Origin of the sequence: Solimonas sp. SE-A11 (assembly GCF_030345715.1) — a bacterium.
In the GTDB taxonomy this organism is placed as follows: domain Bacteria; phylum Pseudomonadota; class Gammaproteobacteria; order Nevskiales; family Nevskiaceae; genus Solimonas_A.
Map to the genome: position 1 here is coordinate 17419 of NZ_JAUASX010000009.1, position 16445 is coordinate 33863.

18 protein-coding genes are annotated in these 16445 nt (G+C 64.5%); 5 read left to right on the top strand and 13 right to left on the bottom strand.

Annotation, left to right across the window (positions count from 1 at the left end):
* Positions 1-51: 51 nt before the first annotated feature.
* The 4 genes from QT386_RS11570 to QT386_RS11585 form a co-directional block, all read right to left on the bottom strand.
* Positions 52-936 carry a PilW family protein gene (locus QT386_RS11570; RefSeq protein ID WP_289273922.1) on the bottom strand — a complete coding sequence of 295 codons (885 nt, stop codon included), beginning with the start codon at positions 934-936 and terminating at the stop codon, positions 52-54.
* Entirely contained in the window at positions 933-1466 is a 534-nt protein-coding gene (gene pilV, locus QT386_RS11575) for a type IV pilus modification protein PilV (protein WP_289273923.1), read from the bottom strand. Before pilV ends, QT386_RS11570 begins: the two co-directional genes overlap by 4 nt.
* Complete coding sequence (locus tag QT386_RS11580) at positions 1460-2092, bottom strand: GspH/FimT family pseudopilin (RefSeq protein ID WP_289273924.1); 633 nt, start codon at positions 2090-2092, stop codon at positions 1460-1462. The genes pilV and QT386_RS11580 overlap by 7 nt, the downstream gene beginning before the upstream one ends.
* A 342-nt stretch (positions 2093-2434) precedes the next feature.
* The gene (locus QT386_RS11585) at positions 2435-2767 is read right to left on the bottom strand and encodes a 50S ribosome-binding protein YggL (protein ID WP_289273925.1); all 333 of its coding nucleotides are present in this window, start codon (positions 2765-2767) and stop codon (positions 2435-2437) included.
* A 722-nt stretch (positions 2768-3489) separates the two neighbouring features.
* Between QT386_RS11585 and QT386_RS11590 the strand changes: the two genes are divergently transcribed.
* On the top strand, positions 3490-4077 hold the full coding sequence (locus QT386_RS11590; protein ID WP_289273926.1) for a recombinase family protein: 588 nt from the start codon (positions 3490-3492) through the stop codon (positions 4075-4077).
* A gap of 273 nt (positions 4078-4350) precedes the next feature.
* Here QT386_RS11590 and QT386_RS11595 read toward each other — a convergent pair whose 3' ends face one another.
* The 9 genes from QT386_RS11595 to QT386_RS11635 all read right to left on the bottom strand — a co-directional run bounded on the left by QT386_RS11595 (position 4351) and on the right by QT386_RS11635 (position 12576).
* Positions 4351-4560, bottom strand: coding sequence for a hypothetical protein (locus QT386_RS11595; protein WP_289273927.1), 210 nt, complete (start codon positions 4558-4560; stop codon positions 4351-4353).
* A 298-nt stretch (positions 4561-4858) separates the two neighbouring features.
* Positions 4859-7651 (bottom strand): DUF927 domain-containing protein, encoded by a 2793-nt coding sequence (locus QT386_RS11600; protein ID WP_289273928.1) that lies wholly within the window; start codon positions 7649-7651, stop codon positions 4859-4861.
* 52 nt (positions 7652-7703) lie between these two features.
* The gene (locus QT386_RS11605) at positions 7704-7949 is read right to left on the bottom strand and encodes a hypothetical protein (RefSeq protein WP_289273929.1); all 246 of its coding nucleotides are present in this window, start codon (positions 7947-7949) and stop codon (positions 7704-7706) included.
* Positions 7946-8209 carry a hypothetical protein gene (locus tag QT386_RS11610; RefSeq protein ID WP_289273930.1) on the bottom strand — a complete coding sequence of 88 codons (264 nt, stop codon included), beginning with the start codon at positions 8207-8209 and terminating at the stop codon, positions 7946-7948. Before QT386_RS11610 ends, QT386_RS11605 begins: the two co-directional genes overlap by 4 nt.
* On the bottom strand, positions 8206-8691 hold the full coding sequence (locus tag QT386_RS11615; protein WP_289273931.1) for a hypothetical protein: 486 nt from the start codon (positions 8689-8691) through the stop codon (positions 8206-8208). The genes QT386_RS11610 and QT386_RS11615 overlap by 4 nt, the downstream gene beginning before the upstream one ends.
* 945 nt (positions 8692-9636) lie before the next feature.
* Positions 9637-10164, bottom strand: a complete 528-nt coding sequence (locus tag QT386_RS11620; RefSeq protein ID WP_289273932.1) for a hypothetical protein — start codon at positions 10162-10164, stop codon at positions 9637-9639.
* A gap of 23 nt (positions 10165-10187) precedes the next feature.
* Positions 10188-10442, bottom strand: coding sequence for an AlpA family transcriptional regulator (locus tag QT386_RS11625; RefSeq protein WP_289273933.1), 255 nt, complete (start codon positions 10440-10442; stop codon positions 10188-10190).
* A gap of 107 nt (positions 10443-10549) precedes the next feature.
* Positions 10550-11107 carry a hypothetical protein gene (locus QT386_RS11630; protein ID WP_289273934.1) on the bottom strand — a complete coding sequence of 186 codons (558 nt, stop codon included), beginning with the start codon at positions 11105-11107 and terminating at the stop codon, positions 10550-10552.
* Positions 11108-11361: 254 nt separating this feature from the next.
* Positions 11362-12576 (bottom strand): tyrosine-type recombinase/integrase, encoded by a 1215-nt coding sequence (locus QT386_RS11635; RefSeq protein ID WP_289273935.1) that lies wholly within the window; start codon positions 12574-12576, stop codon positions 11362-11364.
* A gap of 378 nt (positions 12577-12954) precedes the next feature.
* Here QT386_RS11635 and QT386_RS11640 point away from each other — a divergent pair, with 378 nt between their 5' ends.
* From QT386_RS11640 to QT386_RS11655, 4 genes are read left to right on the top strand one after another with little or no spacing between them, the layout of a single operon-like run.
* On the top strand, positions 12955-13794 hold the full coding sequence (locus QT386_RS11640; protein WP_289273936.1) for a ParA family protein: 840 nt from the start codon (positions 12955-12957) through the stop codon (positions 13792-13794).
* Positions 13791-14063 carry a hypothetical protein gene (locus tag QT386_RS11645; protein WP_289273937.1) on the top strand — a complete coding sequence of 91 codons (273 nt, stop codon included), beginning with the start codon at positions 13791-13793 and terminating at the stop codon, positions 14061-14063. The genes QT386_RS11640 and QT386_RS11645 overlap by 4 nt, the downstream gene beginning before the upstream one ends.
* Entirely contained in the window at positions 14060-15730 is a 1671-nt protein-coding gene (locus tag QT386_RS11650) for a ParB family protein (RefSeq protein WP_289273938.1), read from the top strand. Before QT386_RS11645 ends, QT386_RS11650 begins: the two co-directional genes overlap by 4 nt.
* Positions 15727-16434, top strand: coding sequence for an STY4526/YPO1902 family pathogenicity island replication protein (locus QT386_RS11655; RefSeq protein ID WP_289273939.1), 708 nt, complete (start codon positions 15727-15729; stop codon positions 16432-16434). The genes QT386_RS11650 and QT386_RS11655 overlap by 4 nt, the downstream gene beginning before the upstream one ends.
* The last annotated feature ends 11 nt before the right edge of the window (positions 16435-16445 follow it).

A 16445-nucleotide genomic window follows, 5' to 3' on the forward strand; every position in this document is an offset into this window, starting at 1 on the left:
GTCCCAGGGCGGTAACGAGTAAGGCGTGAGCTGGTCATGGTGGGCATACGGTCAGGGCATGCGGTTGCGAAGGCTGACGGTGGTCACCATGCTGCGCCGAAGACGGCTGTCGGCGATCGTGGTGCTGGTCCCGTCGCAGTTGACGAAAGCGGTGCCCGTGGCGGGGCCGGCCCCGAGCGCCGTGCGCATGGTGATGCAGGCACGCACGGCGGTGACGCCGCACCAGGAATTGGAAGCTGGCGACAAGCGGGGGCAGGTCGTCAGCAGGGCGTCGGCCCTGACGTATCGCACCGTCTGCCCCGCGAAGGTGGCACGATCGAAAAGCATGTCGGAGTTCCCGGCCGCGGCGGGCTGGGGGATGCCGTAGCGCAACTGCAGCGACTCCACGTTGTCGACCAGCATCTGGGGGTCACCGCCGCCATTGCCGCGGCAGAACAGCGACGGGTTTCCGCTCGGGCCAGTGGCGATGTAGAAGCGATTATCGACCCAGCCCGCAGGCGTAGCCCCCGCGGGTACTGCAGCGCCCAGGCAATCGAAGCCGGTGGTGCCTCCCTCGGTGCTGTCATAACGTATCGCGACCGAATCGTTGCCGGTGCCCGTTGCACAGGCCAGTGAGCCGAAGGCGGCGGTCACGCTGGAGAATCCGTTGCGGCAGCCGAACAGCATGGGCTGCGTGTTGTGCAGCGAGGAAACCGGAGACGTCGGCTCCCAGAACCCGCCCATGCGCAGTTGGGAAGCGATCAGGTTGAGAGCGATCTGCCCGTCCTCCGAGAGCTGCGCATATCCGCTCTGGCGGGTGCCGCTGAGCCCGGTGCCGGAGACGGCGGTCAGCACCGCCCCGATCATCACGGCACCGATCAACAGCGAGATCATGATCTCGATCAGCGAATAGCCGCGCTGACGGGGCCGGTGGGGGAGCATCCGGATGCGGCTCATAGCGCCACCCTCATGGCCAGGCAGTTGGGTTGCGGTGTTGCGGTGATGGAGCCTGGGCAGGTCAGCAGGGTGGAGGCCATATTCCCCTCGGGATCCTGCCAGATCACCCAGACGTTCATGACGGTGGGATTGGCGGCGTCGCGCTCCACTCGCAGGCCTCCGCCGGGAACGGCGAGACGCACGGTGTTCCGAATCTCCGCCAGGTCGATCGCCGCGATTTCCGCTGGCGTGCAGACCAAGACATTGGAGCATGTCGGAACGGTAACGGCGGAAGATGTGGGAGTGTAAGTGGCGGTGTAGACATAGCTGGCGGCACCGCTGGCGTTGGCCCGCATGCGGTCCCCCAGGTCCAGGGCCAGCTCGGTGGCGATACCGCGGAACTCCGCCATCTTGACGTACTTGAGGGACATGGCGTGCATGTTGGCCATGGCCAGCATCGCAAACGAAAGCAACAGGACCGTGACCAGCACCTCGATCAGGCTCGCGCCGCGCTGGCCCCGGAGCGATCGGGATATGAGCGGCCTCAGCATGCGCCGGTCCCATTGACGAGCCGGGTCGCGCCGCTGTTGGTCACACAGATGCGCCGGCTGAGCGTGGTGTAGCGGGACGAGCTGGCGTTCACCTTGGGCCTGATCAGGAAATTTCCGTCGGCGCCGGGCGCGATACCTGCCGGGATGAACGTGATGGTCGCCGTGCCGGTCCGGATGATGCCGTCGGTATTGCTGGAAGCCTGCTGGACCTGGATCAGCGTATCGTTGGCATCCACGGTGCCGCGCGGATTGCGGTCCACAAACATCAGCCACCCCGAGGACCAGTCGGTGCCGGCCGCACAACTGGGGCTCGCCGCGTTGGCGTCACCAGTGCGGCAAAGTGTCACGGGGACACCTCGCTTGAGGGCCTCGGTGCGCGCCAGGCGAATAGCACCGGCCAGATCGTCGACGTGGCTGCGTACCGCGCGGGAGGCGGACATATCACGGAAAGATGGAACGCCGATGACGGCCAGGATGGAGACGATCGACACCACGATCATGGCTTCCAGCAGGTTGAAGCCCCTGTCGCGGCTCCGGAGTACCGCGGAAAGCCGGGCACGGCTTCGCCCACCCGCCACCCCGGGCATTCTTATGGTTGATCTGGTCGCTACAGAACCGCGCTTCATTCGTTCCCTCCCCGAGCCAAGGGCAGTGTTTTCCATACTGCCTCTCTAGCGTCCCCTTGAACCGCTCCAGACGGTTAGAGAAAACATACTACAGTCTGGGGTGAGTAGCTCTACGCCGACAAGCGGCCACGACAGACGGTGTGAATTGCCCGACTAGGGCATTCCCCGACATTCCTGTGAGGCCTCATTCGGTTCGCTAAAAACGACAGCGGCGGCGCAAATACATGCGCCGCCGCTGTGGGACCCGTGATGGTGCGAAAACAGGCGCCGCGAAGACGCCGTAAAGCATTGTAGCCGATGAACGTCAGCGGGCGCGGATTGCGGTTGTACTCACCAGCGTACTCACACTTTGGCCGGGCTGTGCCAAGCATCCACCAGTTGGCCGACTGTGAAGGCGGAAACATCCGTTCGAGACCTAAGCCAAGCCTGGACAGCATCGCGCTGCGCGTCCGTGGCTGAACCGCGGCGCATGGCTGAAGTCACGAAGAATTCCATCGAGCTTAAGCCCCCTCCGCCAGCGTTGAGGCCATTAGCCTCAATGGCGTGTTCTATGAACGCCCACAGCAATGCGGCTCTTTCGTTCTCTGATAGCGGAGCTGCAGGCGTGAACGAGATCCCGAAGCCCAACTCCTGGAACTCGCCGAGCCGCTTCTTCTTACGTAATCGTCGCTTCATGCGTCTGCTTCCATTCCCGACAGCATCTTAAGGCGCGTCCGCTCGCTCGTGTCGGCAGCCAATCGTGCGGTTGAAAGGTGGGGCGAGCGCGGTCTTGTTTTCGCGCTCATTTCCACCGGCGTCCGCTTTCGCCAAGTAAAGGGCGGATCGGCGGGCTGGAAGAGCTGCGAGGCCCGCAGCATCGTTCACAGGGAGCACGCCCCGGTTCACGGCCCCGTGAGGCACCTAGCCACCCTAGGGGTGTGAACTCATCTCAGGGACTTTGCGCCGGCGAAAGAAACGCGCCTCCGCGTACCCGCATAACGATCTCTCCGGGAGGACCCATGGCGATCCGCCCAGGCTTGAGCTGGCGCCCCGGCGCTGAGGCTTGCCAGGAACTGGGGCAGTGGGGCAGTGGGGCATGACGGGGGGCGCTTGTCGTAAAGCACTGAGTGAGCTTGATAATTCATAACTAGGTGCTGTCCCAGTTTTCTGTCCCAGTCCCATTGGTGTCGATCCATTGGAGTCCGGCTTCTGCCTGCTGCCCCTCAACGCGCCGATGCAGTCGGGCCATCCCGAGTTGCCGAAGAGCGACAGACCCGGCTAGGCAACAAGTTATCCCTTTTGACCCCCATGGATTTCCGTGGACGAAAGTGGATCAAAAGATATTGCAATTGACTTATGAACTGGATCATAATGACGGCATATCTTCTGACCCATTTCCGCGCCATCGGGGACCGAACATGAGCCGCATCGCCTACTACCGCGTCTCGACCGCCAGCCAGAGCATCGAAGCCCAGCGCTCCGCGCTCGGCGCCGGCAGTTCGATCAGCAAAGAGTTCATGGACGAGGGGGTGAGCGGTGCCACCAAGGCCGCGGAGCGTCCTGGCTTCAGGGCCATGCTTGGCTACGTGCGTGAGGGCGACACGCTGGCGGTATATGCCGTGGATCGCCTCGGCCGTGACGCCTTGGATGTGCAGGCCAATGTCCGGGCCTTGCTGGACCGCGGTGTGACGGTCGATGTGTACGGCCTGGGCATCATCGGCCGCGGCGTCGGCGAACTGATCCTTGCCGTGCTGGCGCAGGTGGCGGACATGGAGCGCCATAGGATCGTGGAGCGCTGTGAGTCCGGCCGTCAGGCGGCGAGGGCGGCGCTGGCTGCCACGGGCAAGACCCACAAGGGCAAGGTCAGCATGGGCCGTCCGGTGGCTGCAGATCCTGCTGCGGTCATTGCATGGAAGGCGCAGAACGCGGCCAGCATCGCCGCCACCGCCCAGCACTTCGGCATCAGCGATGCCTCGGTGAAGCGTTACGCCAGGCAGGCAGCCTGAGGCCAGACAGTCGCCCAGTCGTGGGTGGTGTTGTCATTGTAGTGGGGCGACTGCCTAGCCCTGTCCAGCGGGCTCACGTACCCGTGAGAGGCGCCCCTCGGGAGGACCCGTAAGCGTTGCATTGGCGTTGCTCGCCGTTGCCTCTGCAACTCGCGGAACTAAGACCCCGCCCCCGCGCCCCAACGCGCGGGCGGCTGACGGCGCTACGCGCCTGCCATTGAGTTCAGCATCCTTGATGCCCATCGGTATGTGCTGATGAAAGCCTGGAGGCTTTCACTCGGACATGTCTGGGGCTTCGATCAGGCCTTGGTAAACGCTCTGGTAAAGGGCCAGCACGTATTTGGCTTGCTCTCTTGCAAGCTCCTCCGAGTTTCGCGGCATGAAACTGATCGGCTTGAACGGGTTTGCGGCAACGAAGGCCTTGACCAATTCGATCGTTGCGGCTGTGGCCTGTTTTGACGGGTACTGCACTTCCTTTGCCATCTGCGCCTCAATGCACGGCCCGGCCATTCCGGGCTGCTGAGTTTGGCGGTCGGTGCTCTCGATTTACAAACTGGTATGGCTGAGCAGTTGAGGTTTACCGCGCGTCGCCAGCGAGGCGCTGCATCGCTCATTTGATGCTGTCGCTTCCAAGAGGGGCGCCCTCCCGTTTGTCGGAAAGTTATTGACTTATTAAATTAGAATAAATTCATATTATCGTCCATGGGAATCTACTGACGTCCATGGAAGTCAAGAACTTTCCGACAAACGGGGCGGCGTCCCGCTTCGGAAAAGCAGGCGATCAGGCGACAGAGGAGAACAGCATGTTCCCGTCGATGACATAGAAGTGCATGCGCGTGGTCACGTTCGGCGCCGGCATCTTCTTCGTGTAACGCGCTTCTCCCGTTCCGCCATCGGTTATCAGCATGCCTGCCTTTTGAAGTGCTGCACATACATCGCGATAGTCGTAGCCATTGCAGATGACTGACCGGAACCGTTCGCGGAAGCACATGTAGATCAATGCGCCATTAGCTCCGGACTTCCGCCAGCCAGACTGATAGGGCAGCTTGTTGTTCGACGGGTATCCGTCCTTCTCGTCATCGATCAGAGGGAACTGCGCTGCACCGTTCTCCTCGATGAACCGTCGCACCTGGGCGATCATGTCCTTAGGCTCCTTGGCGCCGGCGGTACCGCGCAGCTCGAGCCAAGAGTTAAAGGCATGTAGGCATGCATCCTCGATCTCCTGATATCGCCAGCCTGTCAGACCGTAGCCCGTGGCCAGCTCGCCGGCATATGTCACCAGGCCGAAGCGAGCTGCCACACGCAACACCTGACCGTCAGCGCCGTTGGGGCAGGCGTTCTCCACGAAGTCCTTGATGCGCTGTCGCGCGTCGTTGGAGATTTGCGCGCGCTCCTTCACTACACGCTCCAGGTATGCCGGACCTGCATGCCCATGGTGGCGCGTGGTCATGTCCACCAAGTTGCCCGCTAAGGCCCGAGCGCTACCCGCATCGCCGCCCGAGTCGAACAGGCCGAAGCTTTTGCCGGCATCGGCCGGCACCTCGACCATGCGCACCTCATGTCCGGCGCGGCTCTTCTGGCCGCTGGCGTTGATCTGTGCCGCCGTACCCACCTCTCCCGTGGACAGCAGTAGTACGCGGAATTTCTTGTTTGCACGCAGGCCGCCTTCGCGCTTGGCTCTCTCCTTGCCGCGCTGATTGGCCAGCATGTAGGCCACATCACCGATGATCTTGGGATCTGCCTGGGCGATCTCGTCCAGGCACAGCAGCGAATCGCAGAAGTCCGCGGCCACGTACTCCAGCGAGTTGTCCGAGTTGCGCCACTGGCGCAGGTAGTTGGAGGGATGGCCCCATACGGATGACGCGATGCGCATGGCTGTGGTCTTGCCTGAGCTGCTGCCGCCTACAAGGTGAAAGCCGCCGGACTCCGCGCCAGCCAGCGCCACCAGGGGGCCGGCGAATGCGCAGGAGAGTGCGAACATCAGCCGCTTGTGATGGCCCGCAGGCCTGGCCACATGGTCCCGCCAACGGTCCAGCGCGCCAGCCTGGGAGTAGGGGTTCTCATCGGAGGAGCCGGGGCCGAAGAAGAAGCGCTCTCCGTTCGCCTCGCCGAAGCAGCGCTGCGGCAGCACATACACGGTGCCGTGCCAGCCCACGCTGGTGACACAGCGTGCGCGCTCAGCAGGCGCCGTGTGCATTAGGTATTCCATCAGCTTGCGCTGCGCCTTGGCTTCCAAGCTCACGCGCGGCAGGCCCTCGTTCATCAGCTTGCCGCGCAGCTCGTCACCCTTGCCGCCGCCAAACAGAGGCGAGGGTAGTACCAGCTCCTTCCGGTGGCCGTCCAAGTCATCGAAAGCCACCAGGCGACCGAACCCGCTGCCGGCCGTGTCGCGTGTCACGGCCTCGACGTGCAAAGGCGAGCATACGAACAACGGATCGGCCTCGCGCCAGCGTCCTTTGCGATCCTGATAGGCGCCGATCCAGTAAACCCCGCGTGCTGTCACCTCAAAGCGCTCCAGAGGCGCCCGTCCGTCATCCTCTTCCTCATCCCTTTGCCCGTCCGGTGGCGCCGGAGGAGATGGCGCGCCGGCCGCGGCTGTGGCCTCTGCGGAGCCCGCCAGCACGTCGGAGTCGCCCGGGGAGGCAGTAGCACCCGCCTGCACGGCCTCCAGGGCCTGCCGAACCGCCTGCAGGCCGTGCTGGGCAGCGTAGTCGTTCCAGTCCGTGCCGTGGGCGTGCTCGGTAAAGTCCGGGATTGCCACCAGGCCCTGCACAAGCCGCGCAGCTTCCTGCGCTGCGGTGACTCCCGGATTGCCCTCTGTGCGGTGATCGTTGTCCGCCGCCAGCACGATCTGCACCGCCGGCCACGCCTTGCGCAAGCCCTTGGCGACGTGCACAAGGTTGCCCTTGTCGAAGGCCACCACTACCGGCCAGCCCGTCGCCTCGCGCACCGTGGCGCCCGTGGCGTAGCCCTCCACGATGGCCACCACCTCCGGTGCCGATCCGTCGCCCTGGATCTCGAAGTGCGCGCCCTTCTTCTCCGTGCCAGTAAGGAACATCTTGCCGCCGTCCGGCCGGATGAACTGCAGGCCCACCAGGTCGCGGCCGAGGTGCACTGGCAACACTAGGCTTTCACGCAATTGGCGTAGCCCATAGGCCCGCACCTGCTTGGCCTGCAGGTAGTGGTGGTCCGCTCGCACGGTCTCGCTAGCCTGCTTCCATAGCGCTGCGGCCTTTTCTCGCGCTCGCTGCCGCAGCTTGGCCTGCTCAACCTCACGTGCCTGCTTGGCGGCCTCCCAGCGCACCCGCAGCGCCTCCTGCTCCTCCTTCGTCAGGCTGCGGCCGATGTTCGCCTGCCACTTCTCCCAGCCGCCGCTGTCGCGGTGATTCTCGAAACCGCCGGCCGGGATGCCATCCGTGAAGAGGATGTAGGCGCCATCCTTCTTTCCTTTTTTGGCGCCCTCGACCGGGCAGCGTTGGAAGCTGTCGGCGACGATGTTATGAGGGACCAAGCCCCGCGCGGCGAGTGCCGCGCGGAACTGGTCCAAAATGTCCGCCAGGGAGAGTGAGTGCATCAAGATGCCCGCGCCGCGCGCAGCTTGCCGCCCAACTGCGCCGCTCGGGTGCTCAAGGCTGTACCTCCACGACTGCGGCGGCGTTACGGATCGCCAGCGCGGCCTCTTGCGCTCGATGCTGGGCACGCATGGCATCTCCGCGCAGCATCTCCAGCGCCTCACCTGCAACGCGGGCAACGTCCGTCTGTCGTCCGTGATCCAGCGCTTCGCGCAACAGTAGGGCTTGCACGTCGATCCGCCGGGCGATGCTGGCGATCACGTCGAGCTGGAGCGCGGCGGCATTCAGGGTGGCGTTCATGCCTCCCCCTTTACCGGCAGCTCCAGAGTGGGCATGGCCGGATCATCGCGGAACGCCATCAAGTCGGCGGGGCTGATACGGCAGAGAGCCGCGAAGCGGGCGCACTTCTCGTCGCTGGTGAGGTGCCCCACAATGATGGTGGGCGGCTCGTCGTCGGACCACCAGGCGCAGCCGGTCTCAGGCAGGACGGCTGCGAAATGGGGGTCATTGGGGCGGCGGACTAGGACGTAAGAAGCACTCATGCCGAAGGAAGCGTTCATGCCGTGCCCCCTTCCAGTCCCAGTAGGGTGAGATCGGTTCGCGCCGCCGCCTCAATGCGAGTGAGTGCACCGCTAATCCGCGTGGCGGCGATATACAGCATCTGGCTGGCGGCCATCGCCGGCTCGCTATCTAGGGCGCGCGCCAGCTCGCGCGCATAGGTCGCGGTGCACAGCAACTCCTTGCCGAGGCAATAGGGATCAGCACCTGCGGCCACCATGCCATGGTGCGGCCAGGCATGCGGCAGGTTCGCGCGCCGGTATCCAAGTTCCTGGTAGTCGCCGGCCAATGCCTCGATGCGTTCGCAGATGGCGCGTAGCTGTACATCTGTGGGGCCTAGCTCAAGCACCAGCGCCATGAGTGCATCATGCGAGTGCCGGGCTGCTTTTGCGCCGATCTGATCTCGGTGGGCCGGGCGTGCGGGGATGGAGGGTACTTCGCGCTTCTTGATCGCCAGCGCGGCGGCGTGTTGCTGCTGGGCCATGGTTGGGCCTCCTGTGCTTGGGTTGAAAGTCAGCATTGCCGCGCTATGACATGCGGCAATGCTGGTGCTCGGGAGGTTAGAAACCGGCGAAAGACGGCGGGCGTATTTCCCCTTGCGGGGTCTTGTATTAGCCGCCCTCCCGAGCGTTGGAAGACGCACAGGCACAACAAAGCCGGCTGACTGTCGGGGCCGGCTGCACCGCTTTCGCTAGGAGTTTCTACGCTCCGTTCCGGGATGCTGCGCGCGCCCGGAGGCAACGTCAAGCGGTTAAGTGGTGCTGAGTTGCTGCAGGTGGGGGCGCCGAGTCGTATCATGGCGTGATGAAGCAGTCCGACACAGCCCTGTTTGCCCTGGCTCGCATTGGTCTTTTCGCCGGCGAAGGGATCGCCATCCATTCCGGCGCTACTGGAATCGCGGGTGCGCTCTTGGTGGACGACAATGGGAGCAAGTAGTACGCCTGCGCGCATTGGAGCTTGGCCGCCATGGCTGCTGGGCGCTGCGGTTGTGCTGCTTACCGTGGCAGCGCTACACGACATCGTGGGCGGGAAGGTGCTGGAACGTGCCTTCACTATCGTGCTGGCCGTTCCTATGCTGGCCGTTCTGCCCCTGCTGGCATTCATGGCCTTCGGCTTGCTGGCAGGCCTGCTAGGTAGACGGGGGTAGAGAGCCGCCGTGCCGAAGAGTTTCGCCGGCGAAACTCCTGCGCGGTGGTGCGCGAAGCGCATGGCTTGGCGGCAGTTCATCGTAGGGGCAATGCCTCCTGCCGATCCGGTCGCGGTGCTGCCCGATGCTTGCCGCACCAGTTCGTCGGATCGACGGGCGGGAAAATCGAGATTGATTCGCCGTAGCGATCGCGTAGTGTCGGGGGATTGATCCGACACTGGCCGCGCTCGGCGCCTTCGCGCAAGGCGAAGTAGAAGCAGCTCGCGCAGATAGGGTGGGAGTTCATGCAGCCGTTCTCATGCGTCGCGCCAGCTCTTCAGCCTCGAAGAGTTGCCCGCGGATGCTGTCAGCTTCCCATTGGTCTGGTTCGGCCTGGATCTCCGCCGCCAGCATATCGGCCCGCCCGCGCGTCCACGGAATCAGGGGGACGGCATAGATGCGGCCCGGTAGCTCGGCCTCGAGTGCCACACTGGACTCCGTGCCGCACAGCGCTGCTAGGTCGGCGCTTACCTTGCCGTCATCCCCGTTGGGTGGCCGACGAATGGCGAGGCCTATCATTCCGAGCTGGCGAAGCCGATCGGCGAGCGCCGTGGCAGTGATCGAACCCGGCGGGTTCGCCTGCAGCGCGTCGTCGATTTCGCGCCAGCGCAGGTAGGCCGCTTCCGGCAGCCCCAGTTTGAAGAGCTGCGAGCCAAGGCCAGGCGGTTGCAGCAGCGGGTGCAGCCCATCCGCTGTACCTGCGCGACCATAGCTGGCGCTTCTCATCAGATCCTGCGGTACATCATCCAGGGTGGGAAATTCGCCGTGCACGCGGGGGCTGCAGCGCCCCGTGCTCACGCCGCCACCTCGCGCGGTGCTGTGCGGGCTTGTTCCAGGCGCTGCACCAGGTCGCGTAACTCGTCGGCGCTGGCGCCGCGCACCTTGGCGGCAATGTACTCGTCCACCTCGTTGCTGGGCCAGGCGACGGCCCGCTGAGTGAGGTGAATCGGCCGCATCAGCAGGCGATCCTTGACGAGGGCGTAAGCATGGGCTCGGCTGCAGCCGAGGCGGCCACACAGCGCAGGGGCTTTCAATAAGGCGATGGACATTCTTGGGCTCCGGCAGACAGAGCCACGATGCCAACCCGTATTGGACGCCTGGGGAAATTTCCCTAACTAGCCAAATTTCCTCTCACACCACAGCTGGCCCGCATCGTTCAACTCTCTTCCGCCTTCGCTAAGAGCTTACGGACGGTGGCTGGCGTGACTTCGGTGTCGGATGGAATGGATCCGGCCTTGTCTCCTGTGCATGCCTGCCGATCTACACTCGATTTGTAGTCGTACTTCGCACGTGCCATCCCCAAAACCATTTTCAGCAGGGTGTTGTTTTCGCGGGTGCTCTCAAGGGCATTGGCTCGTTTTGCCAGGTCGCTGCGCTGCTTCTCCACTGCCCGGACGGCGGGGGCGCGGATGTGGCATGCATAGAACTCATCTCGAATCGGTGCCCACTTCCATGCCAGTTGGCCGCCACTGAGAGCGCGTGCGACCCCGTGTTGGTCTTCACCTTCCCCCACTGCATCAAGCAGCCGCGTGCCGAGCCGCCCAGTGGCCCTGTCCACGCCATCATGGAAATGGAGGTAGTCCCCACGCTTATCGAATGCCGCCGGCAAGAAGACCGGCATGTCCAGGTCTGCAGCCAGTTGTGCGACCTCTTCGGGAGTGAGGGCCCACAGCTGGCAAAGCTCTTGCACCGTGTATCGCGTCTTGATTCCCATCTCGCGCCCCTATCTGCGCGCCCCTCGAAAAGCCGCGCCGCCAGGCCGGGAAGGGTTCCGGCTTTTTGCCCCGTCGGGCTAGGCGGGCGGGTTCGGTCAGCCCGTTTTCGGCTCCGGGACTGGGACAGGTGGGACTGGCTGGGACAGTCCGCCCCCTGTGCTTTCAATGGCTTGTGTGCCTTTGTCCCGCTGTCCCAGTGTCCCAGTCGAAAAAGCAGAGGGAGAGGGGCTGAGTGTGGAAGGCGGCGCAGCGTTCATGCGGCATGCCCAAAGTTGCCGGCGACGACGTTGCGCCGATCGCGCAGCGTGTCCAGGTAGTCAGCCCACGCCTGCATCATCCGCCGGCGCTCCGGCAGGTATTCGGCATGGTTGTAGGCGGCTTTCACCTTGTTGCGCTCCGCGTGTGCAAGCTGGCGCTCAATGACCTCGGATGTCCAGCCCATTTCATGTAGTCGCGTCGACGCCAGTGAGCGGAAGCCGTGCCCGGTCATCTCGTGCTTGTCATAGCCGAGCCGGCGCAGGGCGGCGTTGATGGTGTTCTCGCTCATGGGCCGGGCGCCGGAGCGGACAGACGGGAACAGGTAGCGCCGCCTTCCGGTGAGTGGCTCCAGGCCCCGCAGGATTGCCACGGCCTGAGAGGACAGCGGCACCAGGTGATCGCGGCGCATCTTCATCTTGCTGGCCGGAATGCGCCACTGCGCGGCGTCCAGGTCGATTTCTGCCCACTCCGCCTGTCGTAACTCCCCCGGCCGCACGAACACCAGCGGAGCGAGCTTGAGCGCGCAGGCGGTGGGGAAGGTGCCCGTAAAGCTGTCTATGGCCCGCAGTAGCTCGCCGATGCCTGTGGGGTCCAGCACTGCGGCTCGATGTACGGTCTTGGGAGTGGCCAGTGCGCCGGCCAGGTCAGCGCAGGGATTTCGCTCGGCTCGCCCCGTTGCGACGGCGTAGCGGAAGACCTGGGCACAGCGCTGCTTGAGCCGCTGTGCGGTTTCGAGCCGGCCACGCGACTCCACGCGACGCAGGACCGACAGCAGCTCGGGAGGCTGGATATCCGCTATCGGGCGGGTGCCGAGCCACGGAAAGGCCAGTTCCTCCAGCATCCACTTTGCCTTGTCCAAAGTGGACTGGGTTAGGTGCTGCTGCTTGTCGAGCCACTCGCCGGCTACAGCCTTGAAGGTGTTGGCCTGCGCCAGCGCGAGGGTGGCGCTGTCCTGTTGGCGCTTCACGGAGGGGTCGGCGCCGCCCTTGAGCACCTTGCGTTGCGCATCCCGGGCTAGGCGGGCCTCCCTGAGGCTGACCTGCGGATACTCGCCAAGGCCCAGCATGTTGGCCTTGCCGGCGAAGCGGTAGCGGTAGCGCCAGAGCATCGAGCCGCCCGGCCGAATCTCGATACAGAGGCCTTCGCTGTCCGCCACCCGGTACAGCTTCGGCCGCGGCTTGAGGCCGCGCAGCTTCACGTCCGTCAGCATGCTGTGAGTATGCCCCTGTGAGTACGCCCTGCCAGGGAGTGAGTACAGGCGGGGTGTACTCACAATCCTACTCACAATGCGCCGTGGCTGCCAGCAGGCGGCGATGGACAGCCAAAGACAAAAAAGCCCGCATTTACGCGGGCTTTCTGGTTTTCCGTGGACAACCTTGGATGTCGGTGGAAAGGTTAATGGTGCCGAAAACAGGAATCGAACCTGCGACCTACTGATTACGAATCAGTGAGGTCGGGGCGAAACCAGGTACCAACCGAAAGAAGTAGGCGAATCAAAGCGTAACGACAGACTCTCGAGGCCGCAAGGCCGTCCAGAACTCCTTTCCAAGCAGGGGAGCTCCGTGTCCACCACACACAGGAGCAAGCGATGGAAGAGAGGACTGGGACATTGATACTGACCGTTACGAGCACGAAGGGGGGCGTCGGTAAGACGACGCTAGCGGCAAATCTGGGAGGCCTTCTGGCCGACCTGGGCCAGCGCGTCCTGCTGATCGACGCCGACATTCAGCCGACCCTATCGAGCTACTACGCCTTGGAGCGCCAGGCCAGCCGGGGCCTGACCGCCCTCATGACCGAGGGCGATCTGGAGTCGTCCATCAGCCGCACGATGGTCGGCTGCGACCTGGTCGTCTCGGACGACCCGGAGGGCCGGCTGCAGAACTGGGTGCTGCACACCCCGGACGGCCGGGTGCGCCTCAAGCACACCCTGGCGCGGCTGAACCGCTACGACGTGATCATCATCGACACCCAGGGCGCCGTAGGGCCCCTGCAGGATGCCGCGGTGCTGGCGGCCGACGTGCTGCTGTCGCCTATCCCCCCGGAGATCCTGTCGGCCCGGGAGTTTGCCCGCGGCACCCTGGGCATGCTGGAACGCCTGCGTCCCATGCAGTTCCTCGGGGCCCCGGTCGGCGCCCTGTACGGGGTGATCTACCGCATGGACAGGGCCGCCGAGGCCATCCGTATCGCCGCAGAGCTCCGGAAGGAATCCTTCGCGCAGTCCCGGGGCCTGATCCGCATCCTGGACACCGTGGTGCAGAACACCGTGGCCTACCGCGAGGCGGCGACCAACCGGACGCCGGTCCATCGCTGGGAGTCCCGCCGGCGCGGCCCCAGCCAGAGCGCCCGGGACACGATGCTGGCACTGGCCCGGGAACTGCTCCCCCACATCTCGAATGAGCCCGCAGCCCGGGATGGGGGTGCGGAATGAAGGGGAATTCGATTCCTGCGGCCCGGCGCACGTACACGGGCGCCGTCAACCGCATTCAGATGGCCGCCGCCGAGGCGGCACATCATTTCAGGCCGGAGGAGTCGGGAGACCGCACGGCGGTCGTCACCGGGCGCGTCCTGTACGTCGTAGGCGCCATGAGCACCGACTACCCCGAGATCGCCGAGGCCCTGCGCGGCCTGTGCAGGCTTCCGGGGATTGATGCCGACATTACCCCGCGGCCAGGCGTCGCAGCGGGAGGTGCTCGATGAGCTCCAAGCGAAAGCCCTCCGACAGCGAGCTCAGCTCCATGCTGCAGATGCCCCACTTCGGCAGCTCGCGCGATCTGCAGCCGTCCGATCCCATCACGGTCACCCCCATGGTGGTCGAGATCTCGCGCATCGACGGCTACGAGAACAATCCCCGCCGCACCAAGAACGCGGCCTACGAAGACATCAAGGAGTCCATCCGCAGCCAGGGGCTCAAGCAACCTCTCATCATCACCCGCAGGCCTGCCGCGCCGAACTACATGCTCAAGCATGGCGGCAATACACGCCTCACCATCCTCAAGGAACTCTTCACCGAGACGGGAGAGGATCGCTTCACCAAGGTGAACTGCTTGTTCGAACCGTGGAGCGGCGAGGCGGATGTCCTGGTCGGTCATTTGGTCGAAAACGAGACTCGCGGCGACCTGACGTTCATCGACAAGGCGAGGGCAGTGCGCCAAGCGGCGGATCTCCTGGAAGGCGAAGCAGGCGAGAAGCTGTCCTTGCGGCAGTTGTCATCGAAGCTCATGGAGCGTGGGTATCGCGTTAGCTTCAGCTTGTTGGGTCAGCTGTTCTACACAATGAACGTGCTGGAGCAGGTGATCCCGTTGGCTCTCGGTAATGGCATGGGAAGGCCCGGAATCCAGCGTATACGGCAACTGGATGCAGCAGCCACAAAAGTCTGGATCCGCCACGGCCTCGGAGATGAGGATTCGTGGTCTCCGGTCCTCCAGGAAGCTTTGGCGACTTGCGATAGCTCTGATTGGGACCACGATCGAGCTCGCCGCGCGATCGAAGCCGCGATCGCCGCGCGCGCCGGCATCTCGGTGCGCCAAGTCACCGTCGAGCTGGGCGCGGAACTGATCGGTAATTCTGCCGAAGGCTCCTCAGAATCGGGAGCGCAGCAGTCGCGCGCCGCAGGAGCGGCTCCGGACGCCGGCACCGCCCAACAGCAGGGAGATGGCGGGAAGCCAGGCGCAGCGCCAGCGGCGCAGCGCCTGGAGGCGGCCCAGGGCGCAAAGCCCCCTGCGCCGCTCCAGAAGACGCCTACGGCGAGTTCGGCCGCTGCGGCGGGTGGCCACCGCCTGCCAGCCCAGCCTCCCCAGACTGCGAATCCCTCGCAGTCGCCGGCGGACACCGGCCCGCGCCTCGATGACGATCTTGCGCCTCAGGATCCTCGGGCTACGACCCTGCAACTGCGCCTGGCGCTAAGGGCCGCTGCAGAGGAATTTGCGGCCCACGTCGGGATGCAGGATTGTTTCAAACCCTGGCAGCGTGCCAACGGCTACATCGTGACCGAGCTCCCCCGCCCGGAGCTCGTGTCCGCCGTCGCGGAGAACGAGTTCGAGCAGCTGCTCTGCGGCTGGAGCTGGTGGCTGCTGGCCACCTGCGCCGACCTCCTTCCAGCATGCGCGCGTCATGAGGAAATTCCGGAGTTCACCCAACTGATCCGGCCGCGCTTGCTGGAATGCATGATCCAGGAGGACATGGCCGCAGCGATTGGCCAGCACCTCCCCATCGCCGACGCCGCAGGCTTCGGCTATGGGTTCGTCTCCTATAGCTCGGAGACGACCTGGAGTAAGGGGCTGCAAGTGCTCCTGGCCTACAGAGAACTCACGAGCTTTGCCAAGCGTGCCGAGATCGACCTCCTGACCCTGGAGGATCCGTCATGAGCGCCATCCCGCAGAAGGACGAACGGATCAGCAGTACCGATCGCACCAAGGAAGCGGACCTGGTGTTCGCCGTTTTCCAGTACGCCTCCCGGTGCGTCGTAGAGGGAGACCTTCTCTCGCTCAGGGAAGTGGGTTTCACCCCCGCCGACGTGCATCGCTTCGAAAAGCTGTCGTTGCCCGACCTATACGCGCTTAGCATGACGCGAGGCCACCCGCTGAGCGTCACGGTCGACCGGGAGGTCTGGGAGTGGCTGGTAGAGCATGTGCAGCGCACCCGGGCGCGCAGCCAGCTCATCAGCGACATCATTCGGCTGGACGCGCCGCTCTCGATGATGAAGAGCGTCTTCGGGTTCTCCCAGCGCGAGTACATGGCCAGGCGCGAGGCCTGCGACATGTCGGATGGCCGAGGGCGCCCGAGGGCGCCTACCGCGGAGGAGGAGGAGCGCATCTGGCCGATCTGGGTGCGTCTCGCCAAGGCCAGCGATCCGCAACACCTTCGCAAAGACGACCTCTGGAGAATCCTCCCGGCCGTCACCGGCATTCCACTGCGCACCATCTGGAACCTCATCCAGAGCTGGGCCCACACGCCGGCGATGCTGTCCCGTTTCGAGCAGGAGCGGCGGCAGTTGAAGGACCTGCACCTGGAGGCCTTCGAGGCAGGGCTACGCAGTAGCTTCGAGCAGCGCCCGGAGCGCCTCGCATGAAGGCCGGGACG